Source organism: Streptomyces sp. NPDC088261, assembly GCF_044740805.1.
Lineage (GTDB): Bacteria > Actinomycetota > Actinomycetes > Streptomycetales > Streptomycetaceae > Streptomyces.
Map to the genome: position 1 here is coordinate 58,654 of NZ_JBIURL010000008.1, position 14,228 is coordinate 72,881.

Consider the following 14,228-nt stretch of genomic DNA (forward strand, 5'->3'; position numbering starts at 1 on the left):
TGTCTATGCCGGGATAGGCAACGGCTATCCGCGGTCGCGGCGCGGCCCGTCGGCCGGTGGTCCCGCCGGGCGCAGGTAGGTGTCCAGGAGACCGTCGAGCGCTTCCCGTACACCCGCTTCCCTGGCGATCTGCAACAAGGCCCTGGCCAGGACCGGTTCGGGCGTGCGGTCGGCGATGACCAGGCCGACGCGCGGGCCGTGCGCGGGCCTCTCCAGGGGCACCACGCGCATGCCGTCGGGCACGCCGAACATGTGCAGCCAGGCGTGCGAGATGACGCTGGACCAGTGACCCGCCGTCAGGTGCGCGTAGAGCGCGGCCACGGAATCCGTCTCGATGGCGGGCGTCACGTCGGGCGCGCCGTCGGCGGCGAAGTACTCGTCCATGATGCGGCGGTTGCGCATCTGGGGGGAGAGGAGGCACAGCGGCAGCGCGGCGATCTGGGCCCACCGCACGACATCCTGTCCGGCCATGGGGCCGTCCTGCGGGGTGAGGAGGAGGTAACGCTCCTCGTACAGCGGGGTCCTGCGGACGTGGGAGAGGCTGTCGTCGTCCAAGTACGTGACGGCGATGTCGAGTTCGAACTCGGCGAGCCGCTGGTTGATGTCCCGGGAGGAGAGGGAGTCGAGCGAGACGCGGGCCTGCGGGTGCCGTTCGACGAACGGGGTGGTGAGCAGGGAGGCGGCGGTGAGCGCGGTGGGGATGGCGCCCATGCGCAGGGTGCCGGCCAGGCCGCCGTGCATCGCGGACAGTTCGTGGCGCAGCGCGTCGCGCTCGGCGAGGATCCGGTGGGCCCAGAGGAGGACCCGCTCGCCCTCGGGCGTCAGTCCTTCGAAGCGGCGGCCGCGCCGGACGATGGGGACGTCCAGCTCGCGTTCGAGTTTGCGGATCGCCGCGGAGAGCGACGGCTGGGACACGTAGCAGGACGCCGCCGCGCGGGCGAAGTGCCGTTCCCGTGCGAGGGCGACCAGATACTCCAGTTGTCGCAGCAACATCGTGTGCTCCCCTGCTCTCTTCCGCCCCTCCACCCTGCCAGGCCCGGAGCCCCCCGCCACCCCCTGGACCGGCCGGATTCCCGGCGGGACCGGCCGGATTCCGACCGGTCGGCCCTCACCGGGGCACCAGGGTGACCTCGGTGGCCTTGACGCTGGTCCAGACGGCGGCGCCGTCGGCGAGGCCGAGTTCGGCGGCGGCCCCCGGGGTGATCTCGGCGACCAGGTCGGGTGCCTCGGGCGAGGTGATCAGGATCCGTAGCCGGCTGCCGAGGGCGGTGATCTCCCGTACGGTGCCCGGCCAGACGTTGCGGGGGCTGCCGGCCGGGCGGTCCCGGTGTACGGAGACGGCTTCGGGGGCGATGATCGCGACGGCGGCCGTGCCGGGGGCCAGGGGGTCGGCGACGACGAGGCGTCCGCCGCCGCCGAGGACCAGGCCCTCGGGGCCGAACGTGCCCGGCCAGGCGTTGAGGCCGAGCATCCTGGCGACCCAGGGCGAGCGCGGGTTCCGGGTGACCTCGGCGGGCGGGGCGTCCTGGAGGGCGCGTCCCGCTTCGAGTACGAGGACCCGGTCGGCCAGGGAGACGGCTTCGACGGGGTCGTGGGTCACGATGAGGCAGACGCCGCCGAAGCCGTCGAGGTGGCGGCGGAGGGTGTGCCGTACCTGCGCCCGGGTGGTCTGGTCGAGGGCGGCCAGCGGTTCGTCGAGGAGCAGCAGGCGGGGCCGGGCGGCGAGCGCGCGGGCCAGGGCGACCCGCTGGGCCTGGCCGCCGGAGAGCTGGTGGGGGCGGCGGCGCGCGAGATGGCCGACGCCGAGCCGGTCGAGCCACTCCTGGGCGGCCCGGCGCGCTTCGGCGCGGCGCACGCCGTGGGCGCGCAGGCCGTAGGCGGTGTTGGCGAGGGCGTTGAGGTGCGGGAAGAGCGCGCCGTTCTGCGGCACCCAGGCGACGTCGCGCCGGTGCGGGGCGAGGGCGGTGACGTCCAGGTCGCCGAGACGCAGCGTGGCGTGGGAGCGGGGGGTGAGCCCGAGGAGGGCGCGCAGGAGGGTGGTCTTGCCCGCACCGTTGGGCCCGACGACGGCGATGGTGGTCCCGGGCTCGGCGTCGAGGCTGAGGCGGGTGAACCCGGTGACCTCGGCCCGCAGCCGCCACGCACCTGCGGTAGGCGCCTGGGGATCCGGTACGGGATCCGGTACGGCCCGCTTGCCGCGCGCACGGAGGAGGCGCCCGTCCGGGCGGTGCGCACCGTGCGGGTCCCGCCCGACCTGGGCATCGGACGGATCGTGCGGGTTCCCCGCGCCGGGCTCGGGGGCCGGGTCGGCCGGGGCGTCGTCCGGGGTGGGGGACTCGTGGGTGGCGCGTTCGCGGGTGCCGCCGCCTGTCCAGCGGCCGCGGAGGGCGATCAGGACGGCCATGGCGATGGCGAGCAGCAGCAGGGAGACGGAGGTCGCCGCCTCCGGGTCGTCCTGGAGCAGCAGGTAGACCCGGAGCGGGAGGGTCTGGGTGGTGCCGGGCAGGTTGCCGGCGAACGTGATCGTCGCGCCGAACTCGCCGAGCGCCCGCGCCCAGGTCAGCGCGGCGCCCGCGGCCAGCCCGGGCGCGACCATGGGGAGGGTGACGGTGAGGAACACCCGTACCGGCGAGGCGCCCAGCGACGCGGCGGTCTCCTCGTAGGCGGGCCGCAGACCGGCGAGGGCGCCTTCGAGGCTGATGATGAGGAAGGGCATCGCCACGAATGTCGCGGCGAGGACCGCGCCGGAGGTGTGGAACGGCAGCGTGATGCCGAAACTGTCCTCCAGCCAGGGCCCGAGCAGCCCCCGCCGGCCGAAGCCGAGCAGCAGCGCGACGCCGCCGACGGTGGGCGGCAGCACCATGGGCAGCAGGACCAGGGAGCGCACCAGGGTCTTGCCGGGGAACCGCACCCGGGCGAGCAGCCAGGCCAGCGGAACCCCGAACAGCAGCGACAGCCCGAGGGACCAGAAGGACACGATCAGCGAGAGCTTCAGCGCCTCGACCGTGTCGGGTTCGCTCAGGTGCGTGCCGAGCCTGCTCCACTCCGTACGGGCGAGGATCCCGACCAGGGGCAGGAGCAGGAACGCGATCGCGGCCAGCGCCGGCAGGAGCAGCGTGAGGGGAGCGCCGCGGGGGCGGAGGCGCCCGCCCGGGAACGCCCGGTTCACCGGGCGCCCCCGGAGGCGGTCCGCCCCCCGTCGGGAGGGGTCACGGCTTCTGGAACCCGGCGTCCTGGAGGATCTTCTGGGCCTCGGGACCGCTGAGCCACGCCACGAACGCGGCGGCGGCCTCGGCGTGCTTGGACATCTTGAGCGTGGCCGCCGGGTACTGCGCGATCGCGTTCTGCGCGTCCGGGATCTCGATGGCGTCGACCTTGTCGGGCGCGGTCTCGGCGTCGGTCTTGTAGACGATGCCCGCGTCGGCCTCGCCCAGCTCGACCTTGCTCAGCACGGCGCGGACGTTCGGCTCCTGGGAGACCGGCTTGACGTCGATCTTCTGGGCGTCGAGCACCTGCTCGCTGTAGCGGCCGACCGGCACCTCGGGCGCGGCCAGCACGACCTTGAGCTTGGGGTCGGCGAGGTCCTTGAGGTTCTCGACCTTGTCCGGGTTGCCCTCACCCGTGGCGATCACCAGCCGGTTCTTGGCGATGATCGTGGGGGTGCCGGTGTCGGACTTGAGCCCGTCGATGGTCTTGGTGTCGGCGGTGACCAGCGCGTCGGCGGGGGCGCCCTGCTTGACCTGGGCGGCGAGTTCCTGCGAACCGGCGAAGGAGAACGTCACCTTCGTGCCGGGGTGCGACGACTCGTAGGCGGCACCGGCCGTCTTGAACACGTCGGTGAGCGACGACGCGGCCAGCACGGTCAGGTCCGCCGAGGCGGGCGTCCCGGACGTCGTCGCGGCGGCTTCGGGCTTCTTGTCGCCGTCGTCGTCACCGCCGCAGGCGGTCAGGGGGACGAGGAAGGCGGCGGTCACGAGCGCGGCGGCGGCGCGACGGCGGGTGAAGGTGAAGGTCATGAGGGCGGGGGCTCCTTGGCGGTGCGTCCCTGTGGTCCACAGGGACGGAACGGACCTGGCGCGCGACGGACGTGGCGCGGAACGGACCTGGTGCGGGAGGAATCAGGAAGAGCAGGAACAGGAAAAGCAGGAAAGGGAAGAGCGGGAAGATCAGGAAGGGTGACGGATCGCGAGGCCGAACGGTCAGGCGCGGTCGATGTGCACGCTGGTGGACTTCACGCGGGCGGTGGCCTGCATGCCGACCTCCAGTCCCAGCTCCTCGACACCCTCCCGGGTCAGCAGGGAGACCAGCCGGTGCGGGCCGGCCTGGATCTCCACCTGGGCCGCGACATCGCCGAGTTTGATGGCGGTGACGATCCCGGGGAACGCGTTGCGGGCCGAGGTGTACGACACGTCGTCCTCGCCGGCACCGCCCTGCGCGACCTCGACGGAGAACGCCGCGAGATCTTTGCCGTCGATGAGCCGGCGGCCGCCCTCGTCTCGATGGGTGGCGACCCGGCCCGCATCGGCCCAGCGGCGCGCGGTGTCGGGACTCACCCCGAGAAGCCGCGCCGCCTGACCGATTGTGTAGGACTGCATGTGCGACAAGATAGGCCGTTTTCCCTGGCATTCACAATTCTTTGGTGGGATCTCTCTGGCAGATGCGAGTTCCGTCGGAGGAAGGCACAGGCCACCCGGTGTCGCCGCGCCGACGCCGGGTGTGAGTAGAGTGCGGGGACCTTTGATGGACAAAACTCGCATATCACCCCTCTGTGAGGCGCATCCCATGAGCTTGAGCATCCGGAACCAGCTTTCCGGAACCGTCACGGCCGTCTCCCCCGGAGAGGTCATGGCCGCGGTCAAGGTGCGGCTGGCGGGCGGGCAGGAGATCACCGCCGCCGTCACACAGGAGGCGGTGACGGAGCTGGGGCTCGCGCCGGGCACCCCCGTACGCGTCCTGGCGAAGTCCACCGAGGTCGCGCTGGCGACCGGGACGGTCGAGGGGCTGAGCATCCGGAACCACCTCCCGGGCACCATCACCGAGATCACGTCGGGCGGCGCCCTGTCGGGCGTCAAGGTCGCGGTCGAGGGCGGCGTCCTCACCTCCGCCGTCACGACGGACGCCGTCACGGATCTCGGCCTGGTGGTCGGCACCTACGTAGTGGCGCTCATCAAGTCGACCGAGGTCTCGCTCGCCACGCTCTGAGGGAACGCACCTCGCCTTCCGGCATGACGACCGGCAGATTTGCCTAAAGGTGTTAGGCAAATGCATGATGGTTGTCGTCGATCGGGAGGAAGATGATGGTTCGAGCAGGGCTGACCCCGGAGCGTCTGACGCGGGCGGGGGCGGAACTGGCCGACGAGGTCGGCTTTGACGCGGTGACCGTCTCGGCGCTCGCCCGGCGGTTCGACGTCAAGGTCGCGAGTCTGTACTCGCACCTGAAGAACTCGCAGGATCTCAGCACGAGGATCGCCCTGTTCGCGCTGGAGGAACTGGCCGACCGGGTCTCCGCCGCGGTCGCCGGACGGGCGGGCAGGGACGCCCTGGCCGCCTTCGCCGACGCGTACCGCGACTACGCCCGCGAGCACCCGGGCCGGTACGACGCCGCCCGCCTCCGGCTCGATCCCGAGACGGCCGCCGCCAACGCCGGGGTACGGCACGCGCAGATGACCCGCGCGATCCTGCGCGGCTACGACCTGGCGGAGCCCGACCAGACCCACGCGGTCCGGATGCTGGGCAGCGTCTTCCACGGCTACGTCAGCCTGGAGATGGCGGGCGGCTTCAGCCACACCGCCGTCGACCCGCAGGAGTCCTGGGCCTGGACCCTGGACTCCCTCGACGCGCTGCTCCGTACCCGGACCTCCCACCCCTCTTGACCAACAGGCTGGAACGATGAGCGACGACCACGAGACGACCACCACGCCCGACCGGGTCATCACCCCCGTGACCGCGGACCTCCTGCGCGGCTTCCTCGATCTGGAGCGGACCGCGCACGGCCTGCTCCCGCACCGGCTGCCCGCCCGGGCCCGCCGGCAGATACCCGACGACCAACTGGCCCTGGCCGAGGCCCAGCCGTCCGGCGTGCGCCTGGTCTTCCGTACCCGCGCCACCACCGTCGAACTGGACACCCTGCCCACCAAGCGCGCCTACCGTGGGTTCCCGCCCCCCGCGGACGGCGTGTACGACCTGCTGGTCGACGGCCGTCTCGCCGCCCAGGCCACCGTGCCGGGCGGGAACGTCCGCACGACGGTCGACATGATGACCCAGTCCGCCGAACTGACCGAGGGGCCTCCCGGCACCGCCCGGTTCACCGGTCTGCCCGCGCGCGACAAGGACGTCGAGATCTGGCTTCCGCACACGGAGACGACCGAGCTGATCGCCCTGCGCACCGACGCCCCGGTCGAGCCGGCGCCGGCCGGCCGGCGGAGCGTGTGGCTGCATCACGGCAGTTCCATCAGCCACGGCTCGAACGCCGCCCACCCGACCGGCACGTGGCCGGCCCTGGCCGCTGCCGCCGGCGGGGTGGAGCTGGTCAATCTGGGGTTCGGCGGCAGCGCGCTGCTCGACCCGTTCACCGCCCGGGCGATACGGGACACCCCCGCGGACCTGATCAGCCTCAAGATCGGCATCAACATCGTCAACGCCGACGTGATGCGCCTGCGCGCCTTCGCCCCGGCGGTCGACGGCTTCCTCGACACCGTCCGCGAGGGGCATCCGGCCACGCCGCTGCTGGTCGTGTCCGCCCTCCTGTGCCCGGTCCAGGAGGACACCCCCGGTCCCCTCGCCCCCGACCTCGACGGCGGCACCCTGCGGTTCAGGGCCACCGGCGACCCGGCCGAACGCGCCGCCGGGCGCCTGACGCTCAACGTCATCCGCGACGAACTCGCCCGGATCGTCGCCCGGCGGGCGGCCGACGACCCGCACCTGCACTACCTCGACGGCCGTGAGCTGTACGGCGAGAAGGACCACGCCGAGTTCCCGCTGCCCGACGGCGTCCACCCCGACCCGGCGGGACACCGCCGCATCGGCGAGAACTTCGCGCGGCTGGCCTTTGCCGACGGCGGCCCGCTCGGCACCGCGACCGGCTGACCGGATCGGGGCGGCATCACGGCCGGCCGGCCACCCGGCGCCCGTCGGTCAGTTCTTGACGGACCGCAGGATCACGAACTTCGGGTCGCTCGTCACGACCTCGCAGTTGCCGAAGAGCCGCTTCAGCTTGGTGTGGTAGCCGAGGTGCCGGTTGCCGATGACCCACAGTTCGCCGCCGGGGCGCAGCGCGGCGCGCGATCCGCTGAACATGCGCCAGGCCGTCGCGTCGGTCGTCGACTGGTGCGTGTGGAACGGCGGATTGTTCAGCACCAGGTCGACCGACTCGGCGGGGACGTCCGACAGGACGTCACCGAGGAGGAAAGCCGCCTCGGTTCCGGCGTCGACGTTCTTGCGGAAGGTCGCCTCCGCCGACGCCACGGCGGAGTACGACTCGTCGATGAAGGTCACCCGCGCCCCGGGATTGGCCAGGGCCATCGCCGTACCGACCACACCGTTGCCGCAGCCGAGGTCGAGCACGTGGTCGGCGCCCTCGCGGCGCGGCAGGTGGTGCAGCAGGAAGCGGGTGCCGACGTCGAGGCGCTCCGCGCAGAAGATGCCCGCGTGATTGACGACCGTACGGCCGGACACGGTGCCGAGCCCGTCGGGCAGGGCGTAGCTGTGCGGCCAGGGCGACGGCGTCCGTACCCGGCCCGGCGAGGGCACGGTGTGGATCAGCCGCGCCTTCCTGACCGCCAGCGAGGTGGTGGTCGGGCCGAGGATCTGGTCGAACAGCTTGAGCGTCGAGGTGTGGATCTCGGTGACCCGTCCCGTACCCACCACCACGGTGTCCGGGTGGACGGCGGGGGCGAGCCGGTGCAGCTGGTCCTCCAGCTGCGCGAGGCTCCTGGGCACCCGGATCAGCAGGACGTCGACGCGCTCCGGCGGGGTGTCCCTGGCGGAGAGGAGCCGTACCTCGTCCGCAGCCGCGCCGCCGCGGCGCAGATTGGCCAGCGTCGCCTGCTGGGTCAGGTACGAGTCGGTGATCTGTACGAGGGGTCCTGTCGTGGCGCTCCCCCGCCGTTGGGCGGCGAGGGCGGTGGTCAGGGCGCCCCAGCGGTCCCCCACGACCACCACCGCACCGGAGAGGTCCGTGGCCCCGGGACTCGGGCCGGTGTCCGCCCCGGCCTGGGAATCCGGCCCGGCCTGTGGACCTTCCGTTCCCGCGAGGTGCCGCAGCAGGTACTCGTCGGCGCTGTCCCACGCGCGCAGCGTCTCGCGGGGATGCTCGGGAAATCGGGTGAGGCCGAACTCGCCCCAGGGTGTCGTCAAACGGTTCATGGTCCGCCCAGGCTAGCCCCCGCGGCGGCACTCCCGCGCCGCGCGACCACCCCGGCACCGCCGTGGGAGGGCCCTGGTCAGGGGGTGGTGCCGCTCTCCGGGGGCCGGCGCGCGCTGTCGAGGGCCGCCCGCGCCTGGCGGTACGTGAGGACCGCCGCGAATTCGGTACGGGCGATCTCCAGGACCACCTCGGCGTCGGCGGGCGGATGGGGGTGGTCGCGCAGGGCGATGTCCGCCGCGGCGCGCGCGAGCAGGTCGTCGTCCGGGGACGCCCCGGGCTGGGACATCGTGCGCAGCACCTCGTGCCAGAGACCGGCCATCGAGTCACTTCCCTTCGTACGCGGGGGTGCCGAGCGTGGCGAGAACGTGGTGGATCATCTCGTCGGTGAGCCGGTCGCGGGAGAGCGCGGCGTGGTTGCGCGCCCAGTGCGCGACGAGTTCGTTGATCGCGCCGATGAGGGCGACCACCGCGAGGGTGTAGTCGCGGGGCACGGCCTCGCCGCGCCCGACGGCACGGTCCGCCTCGCCCATGAAGAAGTCGGTCCACAGGCTGCGCCAGAGCAGCCGGTGTTCCTCCACCGCGGGCCCGGCCCCGATGACCTCGACGAACGCGACCCGGGTGGCGGCGGGGTCCGCGGTGACGGTCGCGATGTAGGCGCGGCACAGGGCCGTGACCCTGGCACGGGTGGAGGCGGACCCGACGGCGGGGTCCCCGAGGACCACCAGCGCGGCTTCCATACCGGCCCGGGCGATGTCGTTGTGCAGGGCGATCAGCAGGGCCTCGCGGCTCTCGAACTCCTCGTAGAACGCCCGGATGGACACATGGGCGGCGCCGCAGATCCGTTCGATGGACGTGGCCGCGAAGCCGCGTGTGGTGAACAGCGCGAGGGCGGTGGACAGCAGGCGCTCGCGGCGCCGGGCGCGCCGCGCCTGTCCCGTGAGGCCCGCCGGGGGCGTACCCCCCGATTCTCCGTACCGATCCATTCGACCTCCCCCATGGGCCCAGGACACGCCGTCACCGACGCGCGGTCGCGGCTTCGGTAAGAGCGCTTATCGAGCATGCCACGCACGGCGGAGCGGTCGGGCGCGTTCCGCGAACAATCCGGGTTCCCGGCGGCCCGAACGGACGGCCGAGCGGTCACCCGGAAGGTCACCCGAACGGCCGTCACGCCGGGCTGCCGGGCCGCTGTCGCGTGATGCTCGTACGGAGTCCCCGACACGGCCCTGTCAGGACCGGGCGGGAGCGTGTCACGACCGAACCGCGAGCGAGAGGGGCGCCATGACCACTCCCGCCGACCGGGCGCTGACCGGCCGTGCAGCACGCCACCACGCGTCCCGCTCCTCGCACGGCCTGTGGATCCCGCCCGCCCACCGGCCCGATCCGCTCGCGGTGCTGGCGAGCCGGAACAGCGGGCGGATCCCCGAGCTGCTGCCCCTGCACTACGCGCGCATGGCCGCCTCCCCGTTCGCCTTTCTGCGCGGGGCCGCCGCCGTGATGGCCGCCGATCTGGCGCACAGTCCCCGCACGGGTCTGACCGTTCAACTGTGCGGGGACGCCCACCTGCTGAACTTCGGCTTCACCGCGTCTCCCGCACGCACGCTCCTCTTCGACCTCAACAACTTCGACGAGACGCTGCCGGGGCCGTTCGAATGGGACGTGAAACGGCTCGCGGCGAGCATCGCGGTCGCGGCCCGCGACAACGGACAGCCGGACGGCCGGGCGCAGGAGGCCGCCCTGGCCGCCGTGGAGGCGTACCGCACCTGGATGCGGAGGCTGGCGGACCTCGGCGAACTCGACGTCTGGTACCGCCACCTGGACACCGCGGACCTGTCGGCGCTCGTACGGGCCGGGCAGAGCGGCGTCGCGGAGGCGGGCGCCGAGGGACCGGCGGACCTCACCGACCCCACCGAGCCCTCCCCCTCACCGGATCCCTCCGCAGCCTCCGCCGCCTCGGACCCGTCCGCCGCACGCCACCGGACGAGCCTGCGCGCCCTGGAGAAGCTGACCGACACGCCGGGCGGCCGGCGCCGGATCACGCCCGACCCGCCCGTGCTGGAGCCGGTGGGCCGCATCGACGCGGCGGCCCTGCGCCGGATCTTCATCGGCTACCGCAGCACCCTCCCCGAGGACCGCCGGGTGCTCCTGGACCGGTTCCGTTTCGTGGACGCGGCCCGGCAGGTCGTCGGCGTCGGCGGGGTCGGCATCCGCTGTCATCTGGTCCTGCTGGAGGGCCGCGACTCCGCGGACCCGCTGTTCCTCCGGATCAAGGAGGCCGGGCGCTCCGCTCTCGACCCGCCGCTGCCGCGCGGCGCGTACGAACACCAGGGGCACCGGGTGGTCGCGGGCCAGCGGCTGCTCCAGGCGGCGGCCGACCCCTTCCTCGGCTGGGTGACGGGACCGGAGGGCCGCCACTTCTACTGGCGCCAGCTCCGCGACGTGCAGGGCGCGAGCAGGGTCGGCGACCTGACACCGGCGCTCCTGCTGGACCACGCACGGCTGTGCGGTACGGCCCTGGCCCGCGCGCACGCCAGGTCGGGCGACCGGATCGCCATCGCGGCCTACCTCGGCCGCGCCGACACCTTCGACCGGGCCGTCGCCGACTTCGCGCTGCGGTACGCCGACCGCACCGCCCTCGACCACGCCGGCCTGCGGGCGGTCCTGGCGTCGGGACGGACACCGGCGGCGGGCTGAGGGACCGGCCGCGCCCTACCAGTCGTGGACCGTCCCGTCGCCCAGCCGGTTGACGGGCAGGTAGGCCGGTTCGTACGGGAAGCGGGCGGCGGTCTCGTCGTCGAACTCCACCCCGAGGCCCGGCGCGTCGGACGGGTGCAGCAGTCCGCCGGCGAACCGGTAGGACGGCCGGAAGACCTCCAGGGTCCGCGCGGAGTGCGGCGCGTACTCCTGGATGCCGAAGTTGTGGACGGCCAGGTCCAGATGGATCGCCGCCGCCATCCCGACGGGAGAGATGTCGGCGGGGCCGTGGATGCCGGACTTGACGCCGTACACCGCGGCGAGGTCGAGCAGCTTGCGCATCGCGGTGACACCCCCGACGTGCGTGACCGCCGACCGTACGTAGTCGATCAGCCGCTCACTCAGCAACGGCCCGTAGTCGTGCAGGGAGTTGAAGACCTCGCCGAGGGCCAGCGGGGTGGTGGTGTGCTGCCTGACGAGCCGCAGCGCGGTGGGGTCCTCGGCCGGTGTCACGTCCTCCAGCCAGAGCAGGTCGTACGGCTCCAGGTCCTTGCCCAGCCGCGCGGCCTGGATCGGTGTCATCCGGTGGTGCCCGTCGTGCAGGAGGGGCAGCGCGGGGCCGAACTCCGCCCGGACCGCCTCGAAGACCCCGGGCATGTGCCGCAGGTAGGCGGGGGTGTCCCAGACCTCCACGTAGGGCCTCGGGTGGCCGCCGACCGCCGCCGGCGCCTCCGCCGCCGCCCCGTCCACGCCGTACACCGAGTCGAGTCCCGGGATCCCGGACTGGATCCGGACGGCGCGGTAACCCCGCTCCAGGTGGGCGCGTACGGAGTCGAGGATCTCCGGTACGTCCCGGCCCGAGGCGTGCCCGTAGGCGAGGGCGCCCGACCGGGAGGCGCCGCCGAGGAGTTGGTAGAGCGGCATGCCCGCCGTCTTCGCCTTGATGTCCCACAGCGCGGTGTCCACGGCCGCGACGGCGGCCATCGTGACGGGGCCCCGGCGCCAGTAGGCACCCCGGTACAGGTACTGCCAGGTGTCCTCGATCCGCCCGGCGTCCCGGCCGATCAGCAGGGGTGCGACATGGGCACGCAGGTAGCTCTCGACCGCCAGCTCCCGCCCGTTCAGGGTGCCGTCGCCCAGTCCCGTGACGCCGTCCTCGGTGGTGAGGCGGAGGGTGACGAAGTTGCGGCCGGGGCTGGTGACGAGGACGTCGGCGGCGATGATCTTCATGGAGGGCGCGGCTCCTGTCGGTGGGGAAGCGGGCCGGTCCACCGTACTCAGACGGGACGCGGGGCACCCCACCGCATTCAGCCGTCCGCCGCCCCCACCAGCAGAGCCGCCGCCTCCCGCGCCTGGAGGGCGGAGTCGGGCGTCCCGAAGACGCCGGCCGTCACCATGGCGCCCTCGGCGAGGAGCAGCAGCTGGCCGGCCGTGCGCGCGGGCAGTCCCGCGTCGGCCACCAGCCCCTCCAGGTAGCGGAGGAAGGCCGTCTTGTGCGCGCGGGCCTGGGCGGCCACGCGCGGGGAGGTGGCGCCCAGCTCCCCGTACGCGTTGATCCAGGCGCAGCCCCGGAAACCGGGCTCGCCGAACCAGGTGTGGAGGTGGTCGAAGACGGCCAGGACGCGCGCGCCGGGATCGCTCTCCCGGTCCACGCGGTCGGCGAGCCGCCGCCGCCAGACGAGGTCCCGCCGCTCCAGGTAGGCCTCGACCAACTGCTCCTTGGCGGGGAAGAGCTGGTAGAGCCGCTTCAGCGACACGCCCGAGGCGCCACGGATGTCGTCCATGCCGACGGTCTGGATGCCCCGGCCGTAGAACAGCTGCTCGGCGGCGTCCAGCGCCCGCGACCTGGCAGCCGCCGCGTCCTTCACCCGATCCCTCACTCCTTGACCCGAGAACCAGCGTTCTCTACGGTATCAGCGGAAGGGAGAACGTTGGTTCTCCCCGGTTGCGCAGACCCCACTCCGGCCGCCCGCCCCACCTCCCCGAGGACGCCGCCATGACCGCCCGACCGCCGTTTCCCCCCTTCACCCCCGACACCGCCAGGCAGAAGGTCCAGGCCGCCGAGGACGCGTGGAACACCCGCGATCCCGAGCGGGTCTCGCTCGCCTACACGGAGGATTCGCGGTGGCGCAACCGCGACACGTTCGTCACCGGCCGCCCCGCCATCGTGGAGTTCCTGACGGCGAAGTGGGCGCACGAGCTGGACTACGCGCTGCGCAAGGAGCTGTGGGCGTTCGACGGCGACCACATCGCCGTGCGTTTCCAGTACGAGAGCCATGACGCGGCGGGCCAGTGGTGGCGCAGCTACGGCAACGAGCTGTGGGAGTTCGACGAGAACGGCCTGATGACCCGCCGGGAGGCCAGCATCAACGACCTGGCCATCGAGGAGAGCGAGCGCCGGATCCTCGGCCCCCGCCCCGAGGCCGAGCGGGGTGTGCCGTTCCCGCTGCGGTGAGTGAGGCCCGCGAGAGGGCGGACCCGTCGGCGACGCGTCGGGAAAGGGCCGCCGCCTCGCGGACCCGTACCGGACGGCGGTTCAATGGAGGGGTACCCCGGCGCACGCGGCGCCGGCGAGGAGTGTGAGTCCCATGCACCCATCGGGCGGGCCCCCGTCGAACGACCGGCGTGTGGTGGTGGGGGTGAACGGGTCGCTGGGCAGTCTCGCGGCCCTGCACCGGGCCGCCGCCGAGGCCCGCGGGACGGGAGGGCAGCTGTGGGCCGTACTGGCCTGGGACCCGCCGCCCGCCGAATTCACCCAGCACGGCTATCTCCCCTCCGTCCCGCTGCTGGAGGCCTGCCGCCGCGCGGCGGGCCTGGAGCTGGCCACCGCCCTGCGGAACGCCTTCGGGAACGCCGGGCCCGACGTCCCGCTGGACGGACTCGTCAGCCGTGGCGCTCCCGGGCGGGCGCTGGTCGAGATCGCCTCGCGCGAGGACGACCTGCTGGTCGTCGGTACGGGACACCGGGGCCTGCTGCACCGCGCGCTGTTCCCCTCGGTGGCGCGGTACTGCGTGGCCCACGCGGCGTGCCCGGTGCTGACGGTGCCGCCCCCGCCCCTGCAACAGGAGCTGGCGGCGGCGAGCAGGCGCAACGCCCTGCGGCTGCCGCTCGACGCGGGGGAACTGGACACCGGCCGGTTCTCGGAGATGTGACGGCGGCCGGAGTGTGACCG

The 14,228-nt window shown here is 73.3% G+C and carries 15 protein-coding genes; 6 read left to right on the forward strand and 9 right to left on the reverse strand.

Annotated features, from left to right (window positions below; genetic code table 11):
• Positions 1–24: 24 nt before the first annotated feature.
• From ACIODU_RS17370 to ACIODU_RS17385, 4 genes are all read right to left on the reverse strand, one after another.
• Entirely contained in the window at positions 25–993 is a 969-nt protein-coding gene (locus ACIODU_RS17370) for a LysR family transcriptional regulator (RefSeq protein ID WP_401768350.1), read from the reverse strand.
• A 115-nt stretch (positions 994–1,108) separates the two neighbouring features.
• Positions 1,109–3,169, reverse strand: coding sequence for an ABC transporter permease (locus ACIODU_RS17375; RefSeq protein ID WP_401768352.1), 2,061 nt, complete (start codon positions 3,167–3,169; stop codon positions 1,109–1,111).
• Between the two features lie 40 nt (positions 3,170–3,209).
• On the reverse strand, positions 3,210–4,016 hold the full coding sequence (modA, locus tag ACIODU_RS17380; RefSeq protein WP_401768354.1) for a molybdate ABC transporter substrate-binding protein: 807 nt from the start codon (positions 4,014–4,016) through the stop codon (positions 3,210–3,212).
• A gap of 183 nt (positions 4,017–4,199) precedes the next feature.
• Positions 4,200–4,595 (reverse strand): helix-turn-helix transcriptional regulator, encoded by a 396-nt coding sequence (locus ACIODU_RS17385; protein ID WP_356427055.1) that lies wholly within the window; start codon positions 4,593–4,595, stop codon positions 4,200–4,202.
• Positions 4,596–4,782: 187 nt separating this feature from the next.
• Here ACIODU_RS17385 and ACIODU_RS17390 point away from each other — a divergent pair, with 187 nt between their 5' ends.
• From ACIODU_RS17390 to ACIODU_RS17400, 3 genes are all read left to right on the forward strand, one after another.
• Complete coding sequence (locus ACIODU_RS17390; RefSeq protein ID WP_401768356.1) at positions 4,783–5,202, forward strand: molybdopterin-binding protein; 420 nt, start codon at positions 4,783–4,785, stop codon at positions 5,200–5,202.
• A gap of 95 nt (positions 5,203–5,297) precedes the next feature.
• Positions 5,298–5,873 (forward strand): TetR/AcrR family transcriptional regulator, encoded by a 576-nt coding sequence (locus ACIODU_RS17395; protein ID WP_401768729.1) that lies wholly within the window; start codon positions 5,298–5,300, stop codon positions 5,871–5,873.
• Between the two features lie 16 nt (positions 5,874–5,889).
• Positions 5,890–7,086 (forward strand): GDSL-type esterase/lipase family protein, encoded by a 1,197-nt coding sequence (locus ACIODU_RS17400; RefSeq protein WP_401768358.1) that lies wholly within the window; start codon positions 5,890–5,892, stop codon positions 7,084–7,086.
• Positions 7,087–7,134: 48 nt separating this feature from the next.
• On the opposite strand, the gene ACIODU_RS17405 is transcribed toward ACIODU_RS17400, so the two are convergent.
• From ACIODU_RS17405 to ACIODU_RS17415, 3 genes are all read right to left on the reverse strand, one after another.
• The gene (locus tag ACIODU_RS17405) at positions 7,135–8,364 is read right to left on the reverse strand and encodes a methyltransferase (RefSeq protein WP_401768360.1); all 1,230 of its coding nucleotides are present in this window, start codon (positions 8,362–8,364) and stop codon (positions 7,135–7,137) included.
• A 77-nt stretch (positions 8,365–8,441) separates the two neighbouring features.
• Positions 8,442–8,684, reverse strand: coding sequence for a hypothetical protein (locus ACIODU_RS17410; protein WP_356427066.1), 243 nt, complete (start codon positions 8,682–8,684; stop codon positions 8,442–8,444).
• A gap of 4 nt (positions 8,685–8,688) precedes the next feature.
• Positions 8,689–9,348, reverse strand: coding sequence for a TetR/AcrR family transcriptional regulator (locus ACIODU_RS17415; RefSeq protein WP_401768363.1), 660 nt, complete (start codon positions 9,346–9,348; stop codon positions 8,689–8,691).
• Positions 9,349–9,643: 295 nt separating this feature from the next.
• Here ACIODU_RS17415 and ACIODU_RS17420 point away from each other — a divergent pair, with 295 nt between their 5' ends.
• Positions 9,644–11,056, forward strand: coding sequence for a DUF2252 domain-containing protein (locus ACIODU_RS17420; RefSeq protein ID WP_401768365.1), 1,413 nt, complete (start codon positions 9,644–9,646; stop codon positions 11,054–11,056).
• Between the two features lie 15 nt (positions 11,057–11,071).
• On the opposite strand, the gene manD is transcribed toward ACIODU_RS17420, so the two are convergent.
• Both manD and ACIODU_RS17430 read right to left on the reverse strand, forming a co-directional pair.
• Positions 11,072–12,286 carry a D-mannonate dehydratase ManD gene (gene manD / locus ACIODU_RS17425; RefSeq protein WP_356427074.1) on the reverse strand — a complete coding sequence of 405 codons (1,215 nt, stop codon included), beginning with the start codon at positions 12,284–12,286 and terminating at the stop codon, positions 11,072–11,074.
• Positions 12,287–12,363: 77 nt separating this feature from the next.
• Complete coding sequence (locus ACIODU_RS17430) at positions 12,364–12,924, reverse strand: TetR/AcrR family transcriptional regulator (RefSeq protein ID WP_401768367.1); 561 nt, start codon at positions 12,922–12,924, stop codon at positions 12,364–12,366.
• Positions 12,925–13,052: 128 nt separating this feature from the next.
• Between ACIODU_RS17430 and ACIODU_RS17435 the strand changes: the two genes are divergently transcribed.
• Both ACIODU_RS17435 and ACIODU_RS17440 read left to right on the forward strand, forming a co-directional pair.
• Complete coding sequence (locus ACIODU_RS17435) at positions 13,053–13,511, forward strand: nuclear transport factor 2 family protein (RefSeq protein ID WP_356427080.1); 459 nt, start codon at positions 13,053–13,055, stop codon at positions 13,509–13,511.
• Positions 13,512–13,644: 133 nt separating this feature from the next.
• Entirely contained in the window at positions 13,645–14,208 is a 564-nt protein-coding gene (locus ACIODU_RS17440) for a universal stress protein (protein ID WP_401768369.1), read from the forward strand.
• Positions 14,209–14,228 lie beyond the last annotated feature (20 nt).